This window comes from Rhodococcus baikonurensis, from assembly GCF_040489275.1.
Lineage (GTDB): Bacteria > Actinomycetota > Actinomycetes > Mycobacteriales > Mycobacteriaceae > Rhodococcus_F > Rhodococcus_F baikonurensis.
Window position 1 is genome coordinate 237,820 of sequence record NZ_JBEUOQ010000004.1, and the last position, 25,781, is coordinate 263,600.

The following is a 25,781-nucleotide window of genomic DNA, read 5'->3' on the forward strand; positions in this document are numbered from 1 at the left end:
TTCTGTTGCTATGGTTGGTTGGTCAACGACGACATCCGGACGAGCGCACCGTACCCGGCCAGCGAAAAGACGGTGCCTTGGGAGTTGTTCACCATGGCATGGATCGTGCTCGTCATTTCCGGACTTTTCGAAGCTGTCTGGGCTACCGCACTCGGTAAGTCCGACGGATTCAGCAAGATGTCACCCACCGTCGTCTTCGTCCTCGGCCTGATCGTCAGTATGGCTGGTCTGGCCTACGCAATGCGCACCCTTCCCATCGGGACTGCGTACGCGGTCTGGGTGGGCATCGGCGCTGCCCTCACCGTCGGATATGCGATGGTCACCGGCGCGGAGTCCACGTCGGTCGTCAAGATACTGCTGATCCTGGGCATCGTCGGTTGTGTCGTCGGTCTGAAGGTCCTTCACTGACCGGCGATCCTGGTGAGTGTTTGTGTGTTACCGGTTACAGTTAACGCATGAAACTGCTGGAGATGCTCACGCTTCCCCTACGCGCGGGCATTGCAGCCGCAGAGATCAGTTTGGGAATCGCGGAACTGACGGTCACGACAGTTCGTATCGCCGTCGGTAACACCGGCGCCGTGACAGCGGGTGCTGCCGGCCTGGCAAGCCCCCGCGGACCCATGCAGATGATCCAGCAGTTGTCATCGCTTACTGCAGACGATCGGCCCATCGGGCAGGCCTTGGCTCCCGGTGGGCCGCTCGATCGACTTCTCTCACCCGGCGGTCCGGTCGACAAACTGACCGCACCCGACGGCACTCTCGAACGACTACTCGCTCCCGGCGGACCACTCGAAAGACTTCTGGCCCCGGGCGGCCCGTTGGATCGAGTGCTCGCCGAGAACGGCGCTTTGGAGCGGCTACTCGCCCCGGACGGATTACTCGATCGAATGATGGCCGAGGACGGTCCGCTGGAACGCCTGACGGCACAGGACGGTGCCGTCGAACGCCTGACGGCAAAGGACGGCGTCATCGATCGCGCACTGGCCGAGAACGGCATCCTCGAAACACTCCTGGCAGAGAACGGCGCCTTCGAGCGGCTCATCGCCGAAGGCGGCCCGCTTGACCAGATCGTTGCACTGTCCGACACCTTGACTTCCCTCGCCCCCAACCTCGAGCGAATGAGCGCAAGCATCGAGGTACTTCAAGAAACCGTCGGAATCCTCAGTGCTGCAGTCGGTCCACTCGGAGAACTGGCCGGCAAACTTCCCAATCGGTGGCTCAAGAGCAAGAGCGAGCGCCCAGGGCCGGACCTTCCGATCGAGTCGGCATAACGAAGGGTTACTCGCCGATTACGCGGTCAGTTGTTGATCACGATATTGAGATTGATGATGATTCCGCCGAAAGTCAGGATCGTGTTGGCCAAGCCAACTGTCATTCCGCTGTTCAGAGCCGCGATCAGTCCGTTCATCGTCGTATCCCCTTCACTGTCTACGGGTTACGCGTACAAGATTGTGCGCTGGCGCTGACAATAGGCCAAGTTCGCGACCTGCGCGCCATTGCGGAGAAAACTTGTACCCCGATCGCAGTTTTCACGTTAACTGTTGCAGGACAACATAATTCCAAGATCGGCGCACTACCCGCTAACGGCCGAATCAAACATCACGATTGGGCATACGGAGCCCACTCCGCATAACCGTCCGTCTCATCAGACACTTGTCCACCCAAACAGAGTGCACAACAGTTAGTCCGGTGCAACAATAAGACGAATCGGACATGCCTGCGACGTGATGGGGAAGGGTGGTTGAAACAATGACGGCGCCGCGCATTGCCAGGGAACACCGCGGCCCCACCGGGGGCCGAAATTCCGCGTCGCAGGACAGCCTGGACGCCGCCTCGGACGCCTTGCAATCGCTCTATGCGCACCTCGATCCACACGCTCAGGCAGAGCAGTTCCTCGAACAGGTCTGCAAACACGCCGTCGACCTCATCGCCGACGCGGACATGGCCGGAATTACCATCGGCGGTTCGGATTCGACGTTCCGAACCGTAGCCGCCACCCACCAACTTGTTCGCACCGTCGACTCGATTCAATTCCGACTGGACTACGGACCGAGTGTGACGTCCTCACGCACAGGAACGGTTGTCCGCGCACATGCCAGCGAAGCTCACAGCCGGTGGCCTCAATTCGCAAGCGCGGCAAAGGCAGTCGGCGCCGTCAGTTTCTTGTCGATGCCGTTGCCCGGTAGAGATCGCCCGCTGGGGACCCTCAATCTCTACAGCCACGACCTCCGAGGTTTCACCGGAGCCGACGTCGCACTGCTTCAACTGTTCGCCGTGACCTCGGCCTACGCACTGCACAGCTCGCAGCGCCTCGACATCGCCAGAAAGCACGCGATGGACCTCGAGCGAGCACTCGAATCGAGAGGCGTCATCGAACAGGCCAAGGGCATCATCATGGGCACTCATCGCGTCGACGCCGACCGAGCCTTCCGCATCCTCATCCAGGACTCGCAGCGCAGCAACGTCAAACTGCGAGTGATCGCCCAGCAGTATATCGACGGCGCGATCGACCCGCGTCAGGCTACGAACAAGCCTGAGACCAACTGATCCGGGCCTGCTGAACCGGGCCGGCAAACACAGAGGCACCCACCAAATTCTCGGTGGGTGCCCTCTTCGATGGAGCCTCCTGTCGGGATTGAACCGACGACCTTTCGCTTACAAGGCGAGTGCTCTACCACTGAGCTAAGGAGGCGAAGACCGACGCGTTCCCGCGACTGACTTTGCGGAGCCATCATATCCAAGCCGTCACGGTGGCCGCGCCCGGGTCACGTTAGATAGCGTGGGCCCCATGCGCAACTCCCACTCCGCCCCCTGATGGCGAAATTCACCGAAGTACTCACACGCCTGACGGGTAACCGCCAAGCCACCGTCGACACGGTCACGTCGGCTCCCGCACCGCTTCAACCGATCGACCTCACCGACGACGCCGTCGTCGCAGAAGTCCTGGACCTGGCGGTTCGGGTCGGCGAAGTCCTCCTCGCATCCGGGACCGCGGCTATGGACACGGCGGAGCAGGTGCAGTTCATCGCCGCTACCTACGGCCTTGCCCAGTGTGACGTCGACGTCACCTACAACTCGATTGTGCTCTCCGCCTATCGCGGCCCGACGCGACCGCCGGCGAGCACGATGCGCATCGTCCACTACCGCTCGATGGACTTCACACGTTTGGCGGCTGTCGACCGACTGACGCGTCGTATCCGTCGTGAGGCGATCACCCCGGACCAAGCGCACGACGCGCTCACAGCCATCACGACAGCGCCCCACCCGTACAACCGATGGACCGCGACCATGGCCTGGGCTGCGATGGCGGCTTCGGTCTCCGTCCTGCTCGGCGGCGGGTTTCTCGTTGCCACAGTCGCGTTTCTGACGACGATGGTGATCGACCGCGTCAACCGCGTACTGAACCGTTTCGGGTTGCCGTTCTTCTTCCAGCAGGTTGTCGGTGGTCTCATCGCGGCTGCGCCCGCAGCGACGCTCTATACCTTTCAAGACCAACTGGGGATCAGTATCCGGCCGTCGTTGGTGATCGCGGCCGGAGTGGTCGTCCTGCTGTCCGGGCTGTCGTTGGTGGGCTCGGTCCAGGACGCGATCATGGGTGCGCCGATCACGGCTGTCGCGCGATTCTTCGAAGTGGTGATGATGACGGGCGGCATCATCGCAGGCGTCGCGATCTCGTTGCGGATGACCGGAATGCTGGGTTCGACGCTTCCGCCGATCAACGTGGAAGTCTCCACCATCACCCAGTTGCCGATCCTCATGCTCTCCGGTGCGTGTGCTTCAGTCTTCTACGCGCTTGCCTGCTATGCCGAGCGCCGTGCACTGACCGCGGCGTTCCTGGGCGGCGCGGCCGGCAGTGGTGTGTCGATCTTCGTGCAGACACTCGACGTCGGCCCTGTGATCGCCGCCGCGATCGCCGCAACCGTGGTCGGTCTTGCCGGTGGTCTGATGGCACGCCGCGCCCTGACGCCTCCGCTGGTTGTCGCGGTCGCCGGCATCACTCCCCTGCTCCCCGGTCTGTCGCTGTATCGAGGCCTGTACGCATTGCTCAACGACCAGGTACTGATCGGCCTGACTGCCTTGCTGTCGGCCTTCGGTATCGGCTGCGCCCTGGCCGCGGGCGTGACGCTCGGCGAATGGGGAGCGCGCACGCTGCGTCGTCCCCGAATCCTGATGCGCGTCGACTCGCTACGCCGGCCGATGGTCCGCAAGCGCAGGCGCAGGGTTCCCGTCACCGAGAAGTAGAGAGATACGAGCAGAAAGAGCTGGGCACCTGACGGTGCCCAGCTCTTTCGGTTCACTCGGGGGTTTCCGAATGGTGAGAATCAGCTCTCGACTGCATGCTTTCCGCCGGCAGCCTGATCGGCTTCCATGGCCTCGCGCAGGCTCTTCGGACGCATGTCGGTCCAGTTCGCCTCGACGTATTCGAGGCACGCCTTGCGGCTGTCTTCGCCGAACACCACGCGCCAGCCGGCGGGGACCTCGGAAAACGTGGGCCACAGCGAGTGCTGGTCCTCGTCGTTCACCAGCACGTAGAAGCGGCCGTCTTCGTCATCGAAAGGGTTAGTGCTCATCTCGCCTCACTCGTTACGTACGTGTCTTGTGCGCCCAGACTAGCAAGCGCACCAGTTCGGTTCTGGTGGCTCAGTACCGACGCCAGAATCTCCCCCGCCCGCACTGCCACGTTCGACAGCAGCGACGACGTCAATCCGTGAGTCTGTTCTGTCCCACCCTGCAGATAGATACCGCCTGTCACGTCCTCCGTTACAGCCAGTCGATAATCCCGACTGACGTTACGCGGAACGGACGAATCCGGCACGAGTTCACCCAACAAATTGTCCAGCGGTGCCGGGGTGAAACCCGTGGCCAGAATGAGTGCGTCGCACGACAGCGTGTCGGTCAAGCCGTCGAGGTTGCTACGGACGGCCAGTTCGATGCCGGATTCCGTCTCGACAGCGCTCGTGATCTCCGAGGCCCGACGCATGAACAGTCGCCGCGGCCCACGAACCATCTCCTGATACTCGGTGGCATACAGCTTGTTGATCAGTTCGATGTCGACGACCGAGTAATTGGTACTGCGGTGCAAATCGAGCAGTCGACGTCGTTCCGCGGCGTCGGCGCCGTGCAGCTGATCGACGGCTTCGGGATCGAAGATGCGGTTCGCGTACGGACTGTCGTCTGCCGGGCTGTAGCCGTAGCGGGCGAAAACACTGTGAACTTCGGCGGTCGGGTAGTTCGTGTGCAGGTAGTCGACGATCTCTGCGGCACTCTGGCCGGCGCCGAGAACGACAAACCGGTTGTGTACGGGCTCCGGCATGGCTTCGAGGTGAAAGAGGAACTGGTGATTGTGGAAGCACCGGGACGACGGCGTTGCCCACTCCGGGATCCGCTCTTTCAGCCCGGCTCCGACGACGATGTTGCGCGCGATCACCGTGTCACCGTCGGCTGTGCGAACCGCAAAGCGATCGACCACGCCGTCGGAGTTCTTGATGCCCTCGACCCCGTCGACGGTTGTCCCGAACTGCACGTCCGCGTCGACTCGTCGAGCTGCCCAGCACAGGTAGTCGTTGAATTCGTGGCGTGTGGGGAAGAAGGTCTGGTGGTTGACGAAGTCGACCAGTCGACCCTGCTCGAACAGATACGAGAAGAAGCTGTATCCGCTCTGCGGGTTGCGGAAGGTCACCAGGTCCTTCGGAAACGCGATCTGCATCGTGGCACCGTCGAGCAGCATCCCGGGATGCCACGCGAACTGAGACTGCTTTTCGAAGAACCGCGCGTTCACCCGATCAACGGCTGCACAATTTGCATTGTGTTCTTCGACAGCGATGGCCAACGCGAGGTTGGCCGGCCCGAACCCGACGCCGACGATGTCGACAATGGCAGGTTCGGCGCTGGAGTCTCTCGGTGATTCACTCATTACAGGTAGTCCATCCCCGACGGGACGACCTGATACGGTCGCCAATCGATGTCCCGAAGTAAGTAGCAAAGGCTACCCTTAATGAGGTGAGGGTATCAATACTGTGAGCCCTCGTATAGCGGTCGACCCCGCGGAGCGATGCGACGTATGTCATAGTTTCGCCGCCTCCCTCACGTCGCCCCCGTCGACGATGGCCGCAGCCTCGATCACGTCGACCAGCTGACCTGCCCATTCACGGACTGCGACCGCGTCGACGCGGTCGGCACGGAACCCGAGAGTTGCAAAAACAGGCCCTTCGCCAACCGGCTCGTAAAAACTCAACGTCACATCCGCATCGGGTACTCCCACCGGAATCGGTACGAGAGAACCGAAGTCGCCGAGCCCGTCCAAATCCGCCTGTTGGTGATGGATCACCATCACCTGAGGTCTCATGGACGCCGGATTACCCAGAGCCTGCTCGACATACACATATGAGACGTCCTGATTGCTCAGCGCTTCCAGATTCCCCTCCCTCACCCGAGCCAGCAATTCTGCGAACGTCGGACTACCGGACGTATCCGTGCGCAGGAGAACAACATTGAAGAAGGATCCGATCATCGGTTCGAGACGGGGATCCGACCTACCCGCAACCAGCGAACCGATCGGAAGATCGGTACCGGCCCCAGCCTTCGTGAGAACGGCGGCCAGCGCGGCTTGCAGGACCATGAACATGCTCGTGCCGGTGCGCGCGGCCAGTGCGTCGATCCTGGCGTGCAGATCCGCGTCGATGTCGACAGAGACCACGTCGCCCCGAGGTTCCGAGTCATCTTCCGGCAACGGAAGATTCACACTGGTCGGTATTCCGTCGAGCGCATCCTGCCAGTACGCAAGTTGCTTCGACGCACGGCTGCCCACGTCCAGGGGGTCTCCCAAGAGTTCGTCCGACCACACGGTGTAGTCGGCGTACGTCAACGCAAGCTCGTCCCAGACCGGTTGATCTCCCTGCGACCTGGCTGCATAAGCAGAGACCAGATCTCCCAGCAGCGGCACTACGGACCACTCGTCGACGGCGATGTAGTGCATGACGAGAAGCAGTGTCCGAGAACCGTCTTCACCGAGCACGAGGTGCACTCGCAACGGCGGTTGCTCACGCAGATCCATCGGAAGTTGAGCCAGCTCGAACACCGCTCGGCCCAGGTCGCCGGCACCGACATCGACGACATCGACAGTCGGCCGAACCGATTCCCTCGCCACGACGATGCCGTCGACCTCGACGAATGTGGTCCGCAGGGGTTCGTGCCGCGATGTCACATCGTCCAATGCGTGCCCGAGAATCTCCGGATCGATCTTCGATTTCAGGGTCAGTGCCAGAGCATGGCTCGCTTGCGGATGTGCGCCGGCAGAACGGAACAACTCCCACTGACGACGTTGCGGCGCAGACAGACCCATGGTCTCCGGACGCCTCACCGCCGGTGCCAGGACCGGGCGTCCACCTTCCGAACGCGCAACGACTGCCGCCAAATCGGCCACGCTCGGTGCGTCGAACACGTCTCGAATACTGATGTCCACTCCGAATGCTTCACGAATGCGACCGACCAGTTTCATCGACGCCATCGAGTGCCCACCGAGTTCGAAGAAACTGTCGTGGACTCCGACGCTCGGGAGTTGCAGTATGTCCGCGAAGGCAGCCGCAACGGTGGACTCCACGACAGTGCGAGGAGCAACATCACCTGCCAGCTCCGACCAGTCCGGAGCGGGCAACGCCTTGCGGTCGAGCTTTCCGTTGGGTGTCAACGGCAGCGGGCCGTCGAGGGCGACGACCATCGTCGGAACCATGTAGTCGGGCAACGACACTGCAGCGAGATTGCGCACTGCCGTCGTGTCCACCACCACGCCGGGCTCGGGTGACACGTAACCGACCAGACGCGTGATTTCGCCCTGCCGATCCGCGACGACCGTTGCCTGCTTCACCGTCGGATGGGCACTGAGGGCTCCGATGATTTCGCCCAATTCGATTCGGAAACCACGGATCTTGACCTGATCGTCCACACGGCCGAGGAAGTCGATGTTCCCGTCAGCCCGCCACCGCGCTCGGTCACCGGTGCGATACATGCGATCGCCTGCGGTGAAGGGATCAGCAATGAATCTCTGGACCGTCAGATCGAATCGGCCCAGATAGCCTCTCGCCAGGCCGCGGCCCGCGATGTACAGCTCGCCGGATACTCCCGGCGGAACCGGACGCAGTTGATCGTCGAGCACGTACGCCTGTTCGTTGGGGTCGGGGATTCCGATGGGCACGGCGCCGTTCCAACCTGGCTCCGCCTGCCACAGTGTGTTGTTCACCGTGGCTTCGGTGAGTCCGTACGCGGCAAGCAAATTCAGCCGCTCTGCCCATCGCCCGATCAGCTCCGGCGGCACCGTCTCGGTTCCGACCAACACGGTGCAGCCTCGCGGTACTTCACATCCTGCCGGAAGGGCTGCCAGCAACGAGGGCGGGATGATCGCGTGGGTGACACGATTGTTCGTCATGAATTCGGTCAGCGCCGGGCCGGCAACCCGGGCGCTCTGCGGCACGATCACCAGGGTGCTGCTCGTGCACAGAGCCATCGCCAGTTCGAATACCGCGACGTCGAAGCCGACCGAAGCGAACTGCATCACCACCGAACCCGGTACCAGTCGCATCCGAACCTCGGCTGTGGCAACAAGACTCGGAATACCGTCGTGGGACAGCACGGCTCCCTTCGGCTTGCCGGTCGAACCCGAGGTGTAGATGACGTAAGCAGCGTGGCTGACGCCAACTGGTGGCCGGGGAGTTTCCACGATCGCTGCCTCGTCCAGTTCTGCACGGATCAGCGGATCGTCCAGGAGGATTCGCTCGACGCCGACCACATCCTCGATTCGAGAACTCTCCTCGGAGGTGGACAGCAGTACCGAGGAGCGAGAATCGGTGAGCATGTACGTGATGCGCTCGCTCGGGTGACTCAAGTCCAGGGGTAGATACGCTGCCCCCAGCTTGAGCACGGCGAGGACCGACGCGACCATCTCCACCGAGCGCGGGACGGCAAGTCCCACCACGTCTTCGACCGAGACCCCGCGCCGATACAGCACACCGGCTATCCGATCACACTGCTCGGAGAGTTCGCGGTACGTGGCCTGCCCCGCTTCGTCGCGCACCGCAATCGCCTCGGGCGTAGCAGCGACTCCACGCGCGAAAGCGTCGTAGAACGTCTCTTCCGGCACGTCGACGGCGGTGTCGTTGAACGCGGTGACAACCTGTTCGAGTTCGCCTGGCAAGAAGATGTCGATGTCACCGATCTCGATGTCGGCCGATTCCACGACTGCAGAGATCACCGATTCCAATCGGTTCGAAATTCGCTGTGCGGTTTCGCGATCGAAGAGGTCACTGCCGTATTCGAGCCGGACGTCGATGCATCCTTCGTCGCCCAGGTACTCGGTGAAGTTGAACACCAGATCGAACTTGGCCGTGTACTCCTCGAGTTCGAACGGATCCCCGCCCGTCTCCTCGCGGCTGTGATAGCCGACCATGACCTGGAACAGCGGGTTGCGTGCCAGGGTGCGCGACGGATTGAGGCGTTCCACCACAGTTTCGAACGGAACGTCGGCGTTGGCGAAGGCCTCGAGATCTCCCTCCCGAACGCGATCCACCAACTCCCGGAACGTCGGGTTACCCGACGTATCCGTGCGCAGCACAATGGTATTGACGAAGAAGCCGACCAAGTCGTCGAGCCCCTGTTCACTACGTCCGGCTACCGGAGCGCCGAGGGGAAGGTCCTCACCTGCTCCGAGCGCAGTCAACAACGCCGCCGACGCCGCGTGCAGGACCATGAACATCGAACTCTGGCTCTCGCGCGCCAGACTCCGCAATGCAGCAGTTGTCTCCATGCCCAACCGTGTCACCACTGCCCCACCGGAGAAACTCGGTCTGGCTGGTCGACTCCGATCGGCGGGAAGCAACAGTTCTTCGGGGGCGCCGTCCAAACTCTTCGCCCAGAAGTCCAACTGCGTGCTCAGGACGCTCGACGGATCGTCGGCGCTGCCGAGTAATTCCCTTTGCCACAGGGTGTAATCCGCGTACTGCACCGGAAGCGGTTCGAAAGCTGGCTCCTCGCCCTGAATCCGAGAGGAGTAGGCAGACATCAGATCCCGAAGGAACGGTCGATCGGACCATTCGTCCGTTGTGATGTGATGCAGAACGATCACGACGACTACTGCATCGTCCACCCGGATCAGACGGGCACGAATCGGAATCTCGTTCGCAAGGTCGAACGGACGGCCCACCGCCGCTGCAACCTCACCGGCGACGCCGGCTTCTCCTGAATGAACTGTCTCGACCGGAACCGTCGCCGATTCGAGAATTATCTGTTCCGGCGTTCCGTCGACCAACCGGAACACAGTACGCAAGGATTCGTGTCGTTCGACCACGTCGTCCAGCGCCGCGGCGAAGACGTCCGCGTCCAGTGCACCGTCCAAGCGGAGCACGATCGGGAAGTTGTAGGCCGCGGAGTTCTCCTCCATCTGTCCGATCAGCCACAATCGCTGTTGAGCGGCAGAAAGGGGGAGGTGGTCCGGTCGCGGCTTCGCGACCAGCACCGGTCGCGTCGATCCCTGCTCGGCCGCAATACGTTCCGCGAGTTCCGCGACCGTCGGTGCTTCGAAGAGATCACGCATGGTCAGAGCGTTGGGAATGGCGATCCGAGTCCGGCTGATCAGTTTGGTGGCCAGAAGCGAGTGACCACCGAGGTCGAAGAAGTTGTCGTCGACACCGATGCCGTCGACGTCCAGCACGTCGGAGAAGAGTTCGCAGAGGACCTCTTCCGTACGGTTTCTGGGCGCGATCGCTACCCCACTGCGCTCCCCCAGCACCGAATCGGCCGTGGGCAGCGCCTTGACGTCGAGCTTTCCGTTGACGGTCATCGGCAATGTCTCCACCTCGACGACCACGGCCGGAACCATGTAGTCGGGCAGGAGAACGCGCGCCCGCGCGCGGTAGTCGTGCGCGACGCCGAGGCGCACCGGTGTCACGTAACCGACGAGTCTCTTGACTCCACCCGCCCCGACGTCGACCACCACCGCTGCTTGCCGCACGTGTTCGTCGGATTCGAGAACGGAGACGATTTCGCTCGGCTCGATCCGGTGACCTCTGATCTTCACCTGATCGTCGGTGCGGCCGAGGAAGTCCAGGTTGCCGTCACCGCGTCGCCGCACCAAGTCACCGGTGCGGTACATACGTTCTCCGGTCCCAGCCGGATCGGCGACGAAGCGCTCGGACGTGAGCGCGAAGCGTCCGAGGTAGCCGCGAGCCAAACCAGCTCCGGCAATGTACAGTTCGCCGGCAACTCCGTCGGGGACCGGTCGCAGCCAGCTGTCGAGAATGTGCGCCGTGGTGTTCCAGATCGGCTTACCGACGGTCGGGGTGTCACTGTCGGCAGTTCCGCCACCGAGGGTGTTGATCGTGTATTCCGTCGGACCGTAGAGGTTGTAGCCCACGGTTCCCTCGGTGTCGCGCAGCCGGTTCCACACCGAATCCGGAACGGCTTCACCACCGAGCAGGACCAGTGGCGGGCGGTGGTGCCCCACACCGTCGTCGAGAAGTCCGCTGTCGATCAGGTGCGTCGCGTAGGTCGGTGTCACGTTGACGACGTCGATGTCCTGAGCGTCGCAGTATGCGACGAGCGCCTCGGCATCACGACGCAGATCCTCGTCGCAGATGTGCACCTCGTGGCCTTCCACGAGCCACAGAAGTTCCTCCCACGACATGTCGAAGGCGAAGGACACGGTGTGCGCGATCCGCAGGCGCCGGCCCGCCGCGGCGATGACCGGTTCGAAGATCGCCTCGCGGTGGTTGAACTGCATGTTCGTCAAGCCGCGGTATCCGGTGACCACGCCCTTGGGCTTGCCGGTCGAGCCGGAGGTGTAGATGACGTACGCGGGGTGGTCGAGTCGATGCGGTGCCCCCGGGGCGAATGCTCCGAGTTCCGACGCGGAGAGCGCCCGTGCCGAGATCGTCAGTCTCCTTGCCGCAGTGTCCGGCTCGTCGATCACGATAGTGCGGACGTCCGCGCCGTCGAACTTCGGTGAGGCGGCAACGGTGGTCAGCAACACGACGGGCCGCGCGTCGTCGATCATCACGGCCAACCGTTCGGCTGGATGGTCGAGTTCGAGTGGTAGGTAGGCCGCGCCGGTACGCAATACGGCGAAGAGCGCGACAACCATGTCCACCGATCGTGGTAGACCAAGGGCCACAATTCTTTCCGGACCGGCCCCGTAGTTGATCAGCAACCGCGCCATCCGGTTGATCTCGCCGTCGAGATCGGCATAGGTCATCCGACGCTTCCCGAACACGAGTGCCGTGTCGTTCGGTTGCACCGACGCCACCTCTTCGAACAAGTCGGCAATGGTGCGCTCCGGCAACTCTCGGATCTGCGTCTGCTGCGCCACTACAGGCGCGGGAGTCGCAACAACCGAACCTGTCATGTCCTGCGACCAACTCTGCAGCAGGTCGACGAAGTGACCGAGCAGGTCCTCGGCTCGACGCGCGGTCACCAGATGCGGATGGAACTCGAACTTGACGTTGACGGTGGTACCCGGTGTGACCACGACGGTCAGCGGATAGTGCGTGTGATCGATACTGTCGCTGCCGCTCACGTCGTGAGCGGCATTGAGTGCGTCGACTTGTTTCTCGTCCACGAAGTTCTGCAGGACTATCAGCACGTCGAACAGTTGACGATGCTCGGACAGACGTTGAATCGAGGCCAAGCCGAGGTAGTCGAACGGCATCAGCGATAGACGATCCGCCTGCGTGCGGCGAAGAAGTTCGTCGACGCTCTCGTTCGGATCCAGTTGCAGCCGAACGGGAACGGTGTTGAGGAACATTCCCACCACGGTGTCGATTCCCGGTACCTCGGGAGGCCTTCCGGCAACGGTGGAGCCGAAGACGACATCCTGTCGACCGGTGGCCGACGCCAGCACCAGGGCCAGCGCTGCGTTCAGTACCGTGTTGAACGTGACGCCGGACGCGGCGGCACGCTCACGCAGGGCGCGCGAAAGCGATTCCGGCAGAACCACATCTCGGCGATCCGGAAGCTGACGTTCGGCGTCCGGCGCCGGCACGGCGACAAGCGTCGGCTCCTCGAGGCCTGCCAGCGCTCCGCGCCACGCCTCGTCGGCGGCAACACCGTCGCGATCGGCCAACCAGGCGAGGTACGTCTCGAACGACCCCTCGGGTTCACCGAAGGCGCTGTCGTCGCCACCGGTATCGTAGAGCGCCAGAAGCTGGCTGACGACAAGGCCGTTGGACCAGCCGTCCCACAGCAGGAACTGCCGGTTGATCACCAGACGATCGTGCCCGCCGGGCAGATGCAGCACGCTCATACGCCACAGCGGCGGTGCTGTCAGATCGAATGGAGTAACTCTGTCCAGGGCAGCGATATCCTCGGCGCGCTCACGAGCCGCCGAGTCGTCGAGTTCACGGAGATCATGGACGGCAACGGGAACGTCGAGTCCCGCGCTGAAGAACTGCACGGGCTCGTTCAGTCCTTCGCTCACGAACCCCGCTCGCAAGGTGGGATTTCGTCGTTGAAGTGTCCGAGCAGCCTCAGCCAACCTGTCCACGTCGAGCGTGTGCCCGAAGTCCATCGAGAACTGTGCCGTGTAGATGTCCCCGCCAGTGCTTTCACTGCTGTCCGAGTATCCGGCCTGGAAGTACAGGCCTTCCTGCAACGGTGACAGCGGCAGGATACGGCTCACACCTGCCGGGCTCGCATCGGCTATCGCGTCGATCTCGGCCTGACTCAGGTCGAGCAAGGTCACATCGGACGGAGTCAGGAAGGGCGGACCGTCGTGACGTGCGGCCGCAGCCGCCAGATCGCCGAGTGCCGAAACCCAGCCCTCGGAGAGTGCCAGCGCGTCAGTATCGGACAAATCTTCACTTGCCCAGGCGAAGTCGGCGCGAAGCTCCGAATCGACACTCACGACATTGACGATCAGCCGGTACGGGCCTCCCATGTCCGCGTCGGGATCGGTGGACATAGCGTCGGATTCCGCCGCCAGAGACCATGCTGTCGATCCAGGAGCCGTCGCACGTCCCAGATAATTGAACAGCACCTGAGATTCGGAACGCCCCGCCAATATCGTTGCCGTGCGGGCATTCACGTACCGCAGCATCCCGTATCCGATGCCGCCGTCCGGTGCACTTCGCAGGCTCTCCTTCACCTCACGCAAGGTATCCACCGGATCGGTTCCGCTGTGCAGTCGCATGGGCGCGATGGTGGTGAACCAGCCGACTGTTCGCGACAGATCGTTTCCCGGCGCCAACTCCTCCCGGCCGTGCCGTTCGAGATCGACCAGCAATTCGTACTCACTGCGGCCGGTGGAGCGACGCCAGCGATCGACGGACATCGTCAGCGCTGCCAACAGAACATCCGTTCCCTCGGCACCCACCATTGCCGCAACCGATCCAAGTGCTGCCTCGGAGATTGCTCCGTCCACCGTGACCGTGCGCCTCGAGCCTCCGGATACGACGGCATCGCCCGCGGCATCGGGGATCAACTGTGCGCCCGGAGCGGTCACGGTCAGCCAGTGATCGAGTTCGGCGAATCGATGAGCACTGTATGCGTGTTCGGCCACCGTGCGGGAGAAGGTACGCAGCGAAGTTCCGACGGCATCCAGTGCGGCGGGCTCTCCGGCTTCGACTGCCACCCAGGCCATCGCGAGATCCTCGAGCAGGGTTCCCCAGGAAACCCCGTCCACGACCAGGTGGTGCGCGACTATTGCGAGCCGGCCCAGATTCTCCGCGCCACAATCGAACCAGACCACCGAGACCATCCGCCCTGCAGACGGATCCAATCGACTGGTCGCTGCTTCGGAGTGCTCCGCAATGAGCGTTCGCAAATCGCCGTCGTCCAGTCCTTGCGCGTCGACTCGGGCGACCACGTCCGCTGCCCGGACACTGCCGGGTTCCTCGACCCGCGCCGACCACATGCCGCGGTCATGTCGGATCAAGGTTTGGCGAAGCCCGTCGTGGTGATCGAGCACCGCCTGCAACGCACCGGTGATCGAACCGAGAGATGTTGCCGGAGAGTGGATCAGAACTGCCTGGTTGAAGCGATCGGTACCACCCGCCCATTCGGACAAGCGGTGAACCACCGGCAGCGGTACCAGCTCACCCACACCGATGTCGGCCGAGGCGGTGGTAACCGAGGTGGCGTCATCACCCACCGTTGCGGCGATCGCGGCGGGAGTGCGCAATTCGAAGATCTGACGCGGGGTCAGCACTACCGAATCACGACGAGCCAGGTTGACCAGTCGGATCGCCAGGATACTGTCGCCGCCGAGAGTGAAGAAATCGTCGCGCACCCCGACACGGGGCAGTCCGAGAACCGTCGCGAAATGCCCGGCGAGAAGGTCTGCGACGCCCGAGGAAACTACTCCCGTCGAGTCGCTCACCTGTGCCGCGAAATCCGGTGCAGGTAGTGCTTTTCGGTCGAGCTTGCCGCTCGGGCTCAGCGGCAGTGACTCGAGTCGCACAAAGGCGCTGGGCACCATGAATTCCGGTAGCACCGACAGCAACTGAGCGCGAACCGCAGCATCATCAACATCGCCGACCAGATAGGCAACCACCTGTGCGCGGTTGCCAGGGCCGTCTGTTCGGACGATCACGGCACTGGCCGTGACTCCGGGGCACAGCGCCAACTGTGCTTCGACTTCACCGAGCTCGATGCGGAATCCACGAACCTTCACCTGCTCGTCCACGCGGCCGAGGTACTCGAGGACGCCGTCGGCATTCCACCGCACGATGTCACCGGTCCGGTACATCCGCGAACCGCCGTCGCTGTACGGATTCGCCACAAATCTTTCGGAGGTGAGTCCCCCACGTCCGTGGTAAGCACGCGCCAGTTGTGGTCCCGCCAAATACAGCTCACCGGTGGCACCGGCCGGGACGTTCTGCAGGTAGGGATCGAGAACGAACAGGCCGGTGTCGGCTGCGGGCACGCCGATCGGGACACTGACGGCGTCTGCCGGAGTTTCCTGCACGGACGGCTGCCAACTGACGTCGACGGCGGCCTCGGTGGGGCCGTAGAGGTTGTCCACCAGAACGTTCGGCAGGATCTCGGCGACCTTGCGTGCAACGTGAACGGGCAGTGCCTCACCGCTGCAGTTGACGATCTCGAGGGAAGAGCACAGTGCTGCTTTCGGCTCTGCAAGAAACACTTCGAGCATCGACGGAACAAAATGCACTCGGGTCACGGACTGTTCGACGATGACGTCGGCCAGATAGCCCGGGTCCTTGTGCCCGTCCGGCTCGGCCATCACCAGGGTTGCCCCCACCAGGAACGGCCAGAAGAATTCGGGAACGGAGACGTCGAAGCTGGACGGGGTCTTCTGCAGCATCCGGTCGGAAACGTCCATCGGACGTATCTGCTGTGCCCAGAGCAATCGGTTGACCACACCCTCGTGGGTGACGACAACACCTTTGGGACGACCGGTCGAACCCGAGGTGTAGATCATGTACGCGGCATCCGCGGGTGATCCTGGGGCACTCAGCGGATCGGCTGGGAACTGCGCCGACTCCGATACGGTCACCCGCGGAACCGAACCCGAATCGAGTGAAGAGTCTTCCGACACCACGACGCACACCGGATCGGCGTCACCGAGCATGTACGTCAGCCGCTCCGCCGGGTAACCGGTGTCGAGCGGAACGTAGGCGCCCCCGGCCTTTCCGATGCCGAGTATCGCGACCATCAGTTCGATGGAGCGCGGCAGGGCAACGGCCACCAACGATTCGCGTCCGACGCCACGTTCGCGCAGCAAGTGCGCGAAACGATCAGCGCGAGAGTGAAGTTCGGCGTAGGTCAACGACTCTTCACGGAAGATCACTGCGGTGGCTTCGGGCGTACGCCCGGCTTGATCACGCAGCAGCTCGGTCAGCGTTGCGCGCGGCCGATCCAAGGCCGTGCCGACGCTCCCCGGCTGTGCGGGTGCCAGCGCGATCCGGCCGATGACCTGGTCGAGATCGCGAGAGAGCTCGGCGAGTACGACTGCGAGAGCTTCGGCCAGCGACGCAGCGGCATCGCCGTCCACCTGAGCGGCGTCGTACTTGAGCTCCAATGCCAACCGATCGCCGGGGACGACGATCAGCGTCAGCGGGTAGGCCGGCCGCTCGTCGAATCGAATTCCCGTCAGTCGCACCGAGTTCGTCGGATCGGCGATAGCGGTGTCACCGAGTGGATAGTTCTCGAACACGACCAGTGATTCGAAGTTCTGCTCCAGTCCGCCGGTCCGCCGCAGTTCGGGTAGACCGAGGTACTGATGGTCGAGTAGTTCCGATTGTTCCCTCTGCCAACGAGAAAGTGCTTGCGAGGCTGTCTCTGCCGGATCGAAACGCAATCGCGCCGGCACAGTGTTGATGAACAGGCCCACCATGGTCTCGATGCCGGGCAGGTCTCCACCGCGTCCCGATACTGTTGATCCGAACAGCACGTCGGTTCGGCCGGCCATTCGGCCGAGCACCAGTCCCCAGGCGCCGTGCACGAGCGTGCTCAGTGTCAGTCCGTGTGAGCGTCCGTTGGTCACGAGTGCGCGCGTGTCTCGGTCGGTCAGTTCGACTCGGGTAGCGTGGATCCCGCTGCTGCCCGCACTCGGCGCGGGAAGTTCGACCGCGGGCCCGGGAGAGTTCAGAGCTTTCCGCCACACCGCCGCCGAAGCGTCGTGATCGTGACCGGCCAACCATTCGAGATAGCTACGGTACGGCGCCGGGTTCGGGAGCACGACGCCGGAATCGGCAACGCTGTACGACGCCATCAGCTCCCGCAGCATCACCGGGACCGACCATCCGTCTGCGACCGCGTGGTGAATCGACTGCAGAAGAAGGAACTTCTCCGAGGAGGCACGGACCAGCGTGTAACGGACGAGCGGCGGATGCGCGAGGTCGAACCCGCGCGCGCGGTCGACTGAGAGCAGTTCGTCCACGTCGGCGCCGGCATCCGTGACTACTGTCATCTCCACGACGACGCTCGGGCGCACCACCTGCACCACTCGACCGTCGCCCAGGACCGAGAATCCGGTGCGCAGCGCCTCGTGCCGATCCACGACGGACTGCAGCGCACGGCGCAGCGATGCGCTGTCCACGGCACCAGTCAGTTCCACAACCTGTTGCACGACATACTGATCCGATCCCGGATCGGCAAATGCCGAATGGAAGTAGATCCCTTCCTGCAACGGAGTGAGCGGGAGAATCTCGTCCGCCTTCGGCAACCCGTCCACGTCGGTCTGAGTGAGCGCCACCAGAGGGTAGTCGGACGGTGTGGCTCCGCCGAAAGCGGCGAGCCCGGCCACGGCCTTGAGCGAGTCCAGCCACAGCCGCGCAAACCTGTCGATGTCGCTACGCAGGAAGATGTTCGACGCCCAGGTCAAGGTGGCTCGCAGTCGTGGACCACCCGCAGCGTCCTCGGCTACGACGTCGACCGACAGTGCGTGCCCCAACGGCATGGACGGATCGGCAGCACCGTCCACCGACACCGGGAACCAGTCCCCCTCTGCAGCTGCAGTGCGCCCCAGATAGTTGAGCACCACCTCGGGTGCTGCGACGCTACGCAACTGACCCGAGCCGCCGAGGTATCGCAATGCTCCATATCCGAAGCCGGCGTTCGGGATGCGTCGAAGTTGCTCCTTGACGTTCTTGAGAACCCCCGCCAACTCGCCGCTCGCTTCGAGGTCCGGAGCGGCTGCACCGATCTCGAGTGCCACCGGGAACACTGTGGTGAACCATCCGACAGTTCGTGTCAGGTCGACGTGGGCAGCGCCGTCGCCGCGAACGACGTCCTCGTCGCGTCCGTGACCTTCCAAGTCGATTGTCACCGATCCGGCACCGCTCCACTTGGTCAGCGCAACGGCCAGTGCGGTGACCAGTACTTCGCTCACGTCGGCCCCGAATGCCCTTGGAACACTGCCCAACAACCGATCGGCGAATTCCGGAGACAGGGTGATCGATCGCGCCGCAGCGGTGCGCGCGAGGTCAATTGCCGGGTCGAGTGCCCGACGGCCGAGGGGTGACTGTGGTGCCGACGTGACCGAGTCCCAGAACTCGATTTCCGAGTCCAGTCGCCCGGCTCCGACCGCCTCCGAAACGAGTTCGGCATACCGTCTCACGGAGGTACCGACCGGAGCGAGTGCGGGTTCGTCGCCATTCATCGCTGCGATACCGGCGCGCGCGAGGTCTTCGAGGATGATGCGCCAGGAGACACCGTCGACCACCGCGTGGTGGATGGCAAGCAACAGTCGCCCAGGACCTGTCGCAGTAGTGAAAAGAACAGCACTGACCATCGTTCCGTCAACCGGATTCAGACGCCTGACGGCTCGCTCGGTCTCGGCGACTATCAGCGGCCCGCATTCTTCGAGCGGCACCGGTAGCGCCCGGGTCTCGAAGACCACAGCGGCTTCGTTTGTGGCCGGAACAAGCAGCGTTCCGTCGGGAGTCAATTTCGCACGAAGCGCATCGTGGCGTGCCACGAGGATGTCGAGCGCCGCCGCGACGTGTTCGGACGTCAAAGCCGACTGGGTCTGAATCAGCGCTCGCTGATGGAAGGTTCGTACTGCGTCCGGTGTCCCGAGGACCCTGGCAGCGATGGGCGTCGTGGCAACGTGACCGATCGGTTCGTCCGCAAGATCGACGATCTCAGCCGTTCGGCCGGATTGGGCACGCGCCATGGCCTCGGCGGTGCGCAGTTGGAACACCTCGCGTGGACTGATCGACAAACCGGCTGCACGAGCCGCGGTCACGAGCGAGATCGCGACGATGCTGTCCCCGCCCAGTGCAAAGAAATCGTCGGTCACGCCGACCGAATCGAGACCGACTGCCGACGCGATCAACGTGCAGAACTGTTGTTCGACTTCGTTTCTCGCAGCGACATGCGCGCTCAGTTCGGCTAGATCGGGCTCGGGAAGCGCTCGACGGTCGAGTTTGCCGTTGGCCGTGAGCGGAAACTCGTCGAGGACGGTGACGGTGGTCGGGATCATGTAGTCGGGCAGCTTGCTCGCCGCCCACTCGCGAATGTCCCGCGAGTCGATCGCACGGTCAGTCCCCGACGCTGCGCTCACGTAAGCGGCGAGATACTTTGCCCCTGTGGGCGCTTGACGCACCAGAACTGCCACATGCCGCACTCCAGGGTGCGAGATCACCGCGGCTTCGACATCTTCGAGTTCGAGGCGCATGCCACGAATCTTCACCTGATTGTCCGTGCGTCCGAGGAAGTCGAGGGTGCCGTCCGGGGCCCATCGGGCCAAGTCACCGGTGCGGTACATCCGGGATCCGGCCAGATCACCCGTGACAAAGGGATCCGCGACAAAGCGAGATGCGGTCAGCGCCGACGCGCCGACGTATCCGCGTCCCAGCAGGAAGCCCGCGGCGTAGAGTTCGCCGCCGGTGCCGACCGGAACCGGCTGCAGGTCGCCGTCCAACACGTACAGGCGAGTGTTGGGGTTCGGCCGACCGATGGAGGTCGCGATTCGTTCCGCGTCCTCTCGGTAGATCACATGGGAGACACCGATGGTCGCTTCCGCCGGCCCGTAGCCGTGATACAGCGTCGTGGACAGTTGGGCGCGGAACCGGTCGAAGAGTTCAGGCGTGAGAACCTCACCGCCGCACCACACGTGCTTCAACGAATCGAGCTGATCGGTCTCGTTCGCCAGGTCCAGCAGTATGTCGAGCATGGACGAAACCAGGTAGACGAAGGTGACCGATTCTCCGGCGATCAGGTCGAGTAGGTATTGCGGGTCGCGTTCCCCCTCGGGCTTCGCGATCACCAATCGACCGCCGGACACGAGCGGGAGCAGGATCTCGTTGATCGAGATGTCGAACGAGAGTGGGGCTTTGAACAGCGAGGCATCGCTCGATCCGAACCCGAGAACCCGCTCTCGCTGCCACAGCAACCGTGCGCAGATCGCCTCGTGGCGGATCATGGCGCCCTTCGGGCGTCCGGTCGAACCGGACGTGAAGATGACGTACGCCAATTGGGCACCGTGAATACGAACGTCGGGCGTCATGATCTCGGACAGGACCGACGGCCCGTCCTCGTATGCCCACGCGGTCAGATCGACCGGAACGGAGTCGTCTACACCGTCCGAGGTGAGCACCAGTGTGGCGCCCGCGTCGGCGAGTACCGATTCGCGGCGTTCCGCAGGCCATGACGGATCCAGCGGAACGAAGGCACCACCGGCACACATGACGGCCAACAACCCCACCACCATCTCGGCGGATCTCGGAAGCCCGATCGCCACAACGGTTTCGGTCGCAACACCGCGAGAGATCAAGTGCGCGGCGAGCTGTGATACCCGACTTTCGAGTTCGCCGTAGGTCAGCCGGACGTCCCCGTCGACCACGGCGACAGCGCCCCGATCGGCAGAGAAGCTGCTGCGCAACAAATCCGGCACCGTCGTGACGGGTTGCGGCTCTGCGGTGTCGTTCCACCCGTGGAGCACGAGTTCTCGTTCCGCGAGCGACATGGGGTCGAGTGCCGAGATCGGAAGCTGCGGCTCGGCTACGAATCGATCGAGGAACTGTTCGATTCTCGCGGTGTGATCGGCCAACTCCCTGTCGAATCCGGCCGGGGCGCGGACGTCGATCTCGATCGGCTCCCCGTCCTGACCGCCGCGCACACTCAGATCCAGGTCACTGACTCGACCGGTTACCGAATTACGCACGCGCACCGGGCATCCGCCGAAGGTGAGTGTGTGTTCGAACATCATCGAGTTGATGCCGGGACCGAAGACCTGACGGTCGGGATCGATCGCCCGAATGTCGCGAGCGAGATCCTCTCCCCGGTAGCGCCCGTGCTTGAGAATCGAGATCAGGGCGGTGTCGAGTCGAGTTGCCAACTGGCCGATGGTTTCCGAGCGTTCTACTCGAATACTCAGCGGAAGAATCGTCGACGCCATCGAGGGAATGCGACGCATGTTGCGCCCCACCCGAGCCGCCATCGGTACCGAGACGACAACGTCGTGCTGTCCCGTGGTTCGTGCGATGTACGCGATCAGCGCGGCCATGGGCAGGCGAGTTCGCCGAATCCCGGCGTCGGCCGCATAGCGATAGAGCTGTGCCGCACGATCGGCATCGAGCGTGAGCACTGCCGAGATCGGGGGCAGCGAATCATCGACCTGCCCATGCAGAATCCGCGTCGCTTCCGGTCCTGATTCGACTCGCTGCACCCAGTACTGACGGTCGAGCTCGAACCGCGGAGAGTTCCGGTAGTCCTGATCGGCTGCAACCACTGCATCGAGTGACCATCGCGGTGCGTCAGTCCCCAGATTCGGATTGTCGTATCTTTCTGCGACGTCGGCGACGATGAGCGAGATGCCGTAGCCGTCGACCACACTGTGGTGATAGCGCTGATACCAGATGACTCGGTCGTCGGCCGTCAGCAGAAGTGTCTGACGGAAGAGTAGATCGTCCGCACCGAAGACCCGGGCCATGTCGGTGTCCATCCACGACTGCGCTGCCGAATCGGGATTCGCCTCGGCCCGAAGGTCGAGAATTTCCACGTCCCAGCGTGCATCCGGAATCGGCACCTGGATCAGCTGGTTGTCGGCATCGACCTCGAAGTGCACGAACAGCGCTTCGACGCGTCCGACGCTGGCCTCGATCGCCGCTGCCGCGCGCTCGATGTCGATCGTGCCGTCGACCTCGACGACAAGTCCGATGTTGTAGACCGGACTGCTCGGATCGACGTTCTGAGCAACCCACACCTCACGCTGAGCGGCCGTCGCCGGGAGCGCTGCGTCCAGATCGGCACCGCCCGATACCGCCGGGTGAGCTACCTGAGAGTGGTCAGACATCAAGAATCCGATCATCGTCGTTCATGCTCATCGAACGACGAACACCCTCGCAAGTTTAGGGTAGGCTACCCAGGAACGTGAAGGTGCGCTCCCCCCCCTGGTCAGACCTGTTCCCACGGACCGAATTCGAGCAAAACGTCAATTGCCGTCTTACCGTCCTGCGGCCGAACGACATGTTCGAGGGCATAGACCCTCGATCCCTCCGCAGCGCGAGCGAGATCGGAAATACCGGGCAGAATGGTCGGTTCGGGTGGACCGCCCACACCACGATGGAAGTTCTCGATGGAATGCCCCAAATAGAGGACCCGTCCGCCGGGCGTCAGCCACTTCCCGACGCGATTCAAGGTTGCGGCCAGATGGTCGACCTCGAGGTGAAGAAAGCTGACCAACACCAGGTCGACCAGCCCTTCCGGCTGCCACTCGGTCGCGTCGCCGACCTGCCAGTCGACAGCCTTGTCCCCGTCACTCGCCCGTGCCAGATCGATCGCCACCGACGAGTAGTCGACCGCAGTCACCGACCAACCTTGCGCAGCCATCCACCGCGCGTGACGGCCGTCGCCGCAGGCCAGATCGATCGCGGTGCCCGGTCTCAGATCGGAAATTCTTGTTGCGACGGTTCCCGCCGGGTCGACTCCCCATGGCTCCGTCACCGCTCGGTATCGCTCGTCCCAGTCGCGTGCGTCCATGATTGCTCTCCCATATCCGTTTCACCGTCACAGATCGGACGGTGCCCCCAGCAGCATAGAGAACCCTCGAATGTGACAGATCGATACCCCTGGGGGTATACAGGTGACGGACAGGAATACCCCCACCCGTATCAGGAGCGAAGATGTCAGCGACCAGAACAGTCACCGCAGACCCACCCACCCGAACCGGCGGCATACTCGCGCGCCTCGGTCGATCGATGGCGGAGCACACCGGCCTCGTTCTCGGTGTCTGGTTGATCGCGCTGGTTGCCCTCGGCGCCGCAGCACCCAGCGTCTTCACCTCCTTGGCCGGCGCAGGTTGGCAGGCGAACGGATCCGAATCAGTGCAGGTACGCGAGTTGGCCGAGCAGCATTTCGGTGGAAACTCCTCCGCCGCAGTGCAGGTGGTCGTTCACTCGGACTCTCTGCCCATCACGGATCCGTCGATGCAGCAAACGCTGGCCGCGGCAACTGAAATCTTTTCCGCGGACCCACGTTTCGGTGAAGTCGTCACTCCGCAGCCCGGAATGACCATCAGCCCGGACGGACATACCGGCATCATGATCGCGGGCGCAAACGCAAGTACCGACGAGATGGTCAGTGCGGTAGACGAACTCGGCAAGGAACTCACTGCATTGTCCACGGACACCATCGAGGTGTACCCCACCGGCGCGTCGGCTTTGTGGAGCGATTTCAACAAGGCCAATCACGAAGCGATGATCAAGGCCGAAATGATGTCATGGCCCGTCACTCTCGCGATCATGGTGTTGGCCTTCGGTTCCCTTGTTGCCGCGGGACTTCCACTGCTGCTGACGCTCGCGGGGCTGGTCGCATCCGCGGGTGGGCTCGTGATCCTCAACGAGATCACGCCGATTTCCGTGTGGGCCATGAACTTCGCGATGATGTTCGCTCTCGCACTCGGCATCGACTACGCACTCTTTCTCGTCGCCAGGTTCCGGGACGCATTGCGAACCAATGCGGATCCGCGGACGGCCGTGGCTCAAACCATGGACACCGCCGGCAAAGCTGTGGTCCTATCCGGCCTCACAGTTCTGGTCAGCTTGTCTGCGGTGCTCATCGTTCCAGCCCCGGCCGTACGCACGATGGCTGTCGGAATCATGCTCGCTGTGATCTTCGTCCTCGCCGCAACACTCACCCTGCTACCGGCCGTGCTCGGCAGGATCGGCGCCAAGGTCAACGGCGGTTCACTACCGTACGCAAAGCGCCAGCAGCACCGCTCCCCGATGTTCGCAGCTTGGGCATCACTGCTGCACAAGCACCCGTGGCCTTTCGGCATCGGCGCCTTCATCGTCCTGATCGCACTCGTTGTTCCGGTCTTCGGCCTGAAGGTGGCAATGCCCTCCATCGCCGTGGTTCCCGAGGACGCCCCAGTTCGACAGGGCTATGAACTGGTGCAGCAGCAATTCGGTGACGGAGCGCCCGGAATGCTGCAGATCGTCACCTCCGCCGACGATGCAGCAGACACCTCGCGTGTTGCCATGAGCGTTGACGGCGTCGCCATGGTCACCCCGGCGCAACAAGCGGCCGACGGATCCGATCTGGTTATGCTGCAAGCAGTTCCCACTGTCGATCCGTCGGATCCTGCGATGGACACCATCCTTGCCGACCTTCGGTCACAACTGCCGGAATCGGCGCTCGTCGGCGGCGCTCCGGCCGAAAATCTCGACCTCCAGCAGGCACTCGACGACTACCTTCCCATCGTCGTGGTCGTGATTCTGACGCTCGGATTCCTGTTGCTGCTGATCGCCCTCCAGGCACCTCTGATCGCCTTGATCGGCACGCTGGTCAGCCTGCTGTCCACCGGGGCCGCATTCGGAATCGCGAAGCTGATCTTCCAGGATGGTCACGGCGCAGGCCTACTCGGCTTCGATCCCCAGGGTTTCCTCAACGGGTGGGGTCCGGTCTTCTTCTTCGCCATGATCTTTGCCATCGCGATGGACTACACGGTATTTCTGCTCTCGAGCGCCAAGGAGCACTACGAACGCACAGGTGACCCCGCGATCGCACACATCGACGGCCTGGCACATTCAGGTCGGGTCATTGCGGCGGCAGCGGCGGTGATGGTTGCGGTCTTCTTCACTTTTGCGCTCGCAGATCCCTTGCCACCCAAGGAAATGGGCATCATTCTCGGTGTAGCCGTCCTCCTGGACGCAGTGCTCGTCCGCTTGGTGCTGCTGCCCGTTCTCCTGCGTCTCACCGGCCGGGCAGCCTGGTGGGCGCCGGTATGGCTACGTAGCGTCCTGCCGAACATCAGCTTCTCGCATGGCTGATCGTGTACCCGACATCACTGTCCTACTGATACCCCCAGGGGTATGATGGGGACAAGAGAAATC

Annotated in this window: 9 protein-coding genes, 1 tRNA gene and 1 riboswitch; of the genes, 5 read left to right on the forward strand and 5 right to left on the reverse strand. The window is 63.1% G+C overall.

All coding sequences use genetic code 11. The features are described from left to right. Positions 1–16 precede the first annotated feature (16 nt). Positions 17–79: riboswitch (guanidine-III (ykkC-III) riboswitch) on the forward strand. Between the two features lie 14 nt (positions 80–93). The 3 genes from ABWI03_RS11925 to ABWI03_RS11935 all read left to right on the forward strand — a co-directional run bounded on the left by ABWI03_RS11925 (position 94) and on the right by ABWI03_RS11935 (position 2,547). After that, complete coding sequence (locus ABWI03_RS11925; protein ID WP_095971489.1) at positions 94–408, forward strand: DMT family transporter; 315 nt, start codon at positions 94–96, stop codon at positions 406–408. A 47-nt stretch (positions 409–455) separates the two neighbouring features. Then, on the forward strand, positions 456–1,271 hold the full coding sequence (locus ABWI03_RS11930) for an ABC transporter (protein WP_095971455.1): 816 nt from the start codon (positions 456–458) through the stop codon (positions 1,269–1,271). Positions 1,272–1,749: 478 nt separating this feature from the next. After that, on the forward strand, positions 1,750–2,547 hold the full coding sequence (locus ABWI03_RS11935; RefSeq protein ID WP_095971456.1) for a GAF and ANTAR domain-containing protein: 798 nt from the start codon (positions 1,750–1,752) through the stop codon (positions 2,545–2,547). A 70-nt stretch (positions 2,548–2,617) separates the two neighbouring features. On the opposite strand, the gene ABWI03_RS11940 is transcribed toward ABWI03_RS11935, so the two are convergent. Continuing rightward, positions 2,618–2,692: transfer RNA gene (locus ABWI03_RS11940), tRNA-Thr, on the reverse strand. Between the two features lie 122 nt (positions 2,693–2,814). Here ABWI03_RS11940 and ABWI03_RS11945 point away from each other — a divergent pair. Next, the gene (locus ABWI03_RS11945) at positions 2,815–4,242 is read left to right on the forward strand and encodes a threonine/serine exporter family protein (RefSeq protein ID WP_007734361.1); all 1,428 of its coding nucleotides are present in this window, start codon (positions 2,815–2,817) and stop codon (positions 4,240–4,242) included. Positions 4,243–4,322: 80 nt separating this feature from the next. On the opposite strand, the gene ABWI03_RS11950 is transcribed toward ABWI03_RS11945, so the two are convergent. The 4 genes from ABWI03_RS11950 to ABWI03_RS11965 form a co-directional block, all read right to left on the reverse strand. Then, positions 4,323–4,571: an MbtH family protein gene (locus tag ABWI03_RS11950; RefSeq protein WP_003945538.1), complete on the reverse strand. Its 249-nt coding sequence runs from the start codon at positions 4,569–4,571 to the stop codon at positions 4,323–4,325. Continuing rightward, positions 4,568–5,914: a lysine N(6)-hydroxylase/L-ornithine N(5)-oxygenase family protein gene (locus ABWI03_RS11955; RefSeq protein WP_095971457.1), complete on the reverse strand. Its 1,347-nt coding sequence runs from the start codon at positions 5,912–5,914 to the stop codon at positions 4,568–4,570. Before ABWI03_RS11955 ends, ABWI03_RS11950 begins: the two co-directional genes overlap by 4 nt. 150 nt (positions 5,915–6,064) lie before the next feature. Continuing rightward, complete coding sequence (locus tag ABWI03_RS11960; protein WP_435054138.1) at positions 6,065–22,756, reverse strand: amino acid adenylation domain-containing protein; 16,692 nt, start codon at positions 22,754–22,756, stop codon at positions 6,065–6,067. A gap of 86 nt (positions 22,757–22,842) precedes the next feature. Then, positions 22,843–23,427, reverse strand: coding sequence for a class I SAM-dependent methyltransferase (locus ABWI03_RS11965; protein ID WP_353798724.1), 585 nt, complete (start codon positions 23,425–23,427; stop codon positions 22,843–22,845). Between the two features lie 143 nt (positions 23,428–23,570). Between ABWI03_RS11965 and ABWI03_RS11970 the strand changes: the two genes are divergently transcribed. Continuing rightward, the gene (locus ABWI03_RS11970) at positions 23,571–25,718 is read left to right on the forward strand and encodes an MMPL family transporter (RefSeq protein ID WP_298779292.1); all 2,148 of its coding nucleotides are present in this window, start codon (positions 23,571–23,573) and stop codon (positions 25,716–25,718) included. Positions 25,719–25,781 lie beyond the last annotated feature (63 nt).

Bases quoted from the DNA above. Each gene is read 5' to 3' on its own strand.
- ABWI03_RS11945 (WP_007734361.1), top strand. From the start codon at position 2,815: ATGGCGAAATTCACCGAAGTACTCACACGCCTGACGGGTAACCGCCAA.
- ABWI03_RS11965 (WP_353798724.1), bottom strand. From the start codon at position 23,427: ATGGACGCACGCGACTGGGACGAGCGATACCGAGCGGTGACGGAGCCA.
- ABWI03_RS11970 (WP_298779292.1), top strand. From the start codon at position 23,571: ATGTCAGCGACCAGAACAGTCACCGCAGACCCACCCACCCGAACCGGC.
- ABWI03_RS11935 (WP_095971456.1), top strand. From the start codon at position 1,750: ATGACGGCGCCGCGCATTGCCAGGGAACACCGCGGCCCCACCGGGGGC.
- ABWI03_RS11925 (WP_095971489.1), top strand. From the start codon at position 94: ATGGCATGGATCGTGCTCGTCATTTCCGGACTTTTCGAAGCTGTCTGG.
- ABWI03_RS11955 (WP_095971457.1), bottom strand. From the start codon at position 5,914: ATGAGTGAATCACCGAGAGACTCCAGCGCCGAACCTGCCATTGTCGAC.
- ABWI03_RS11960 (WP_435054138.1), bottom strand. From the start codon at position 22,756: ATGATCGGATTCTTGATGTCTGACCACTCTCAGGTAGCTCACCCGGCG.
- ABWI03_RS11930 (WP_095971455.1), top strand. From the start codon at position 456: ATGAAACTGCTGGAGATGCTCACGCTTCCCCTACGCGCGGGCATTGCA.
- ABWI03_RS11950 (WP_003945538.1), bottom strand. From the start codon at position 4,571: ATGAGCACTAACCCTTTCGATGACGAAGACGGCCGCTTCTACGTGCTG.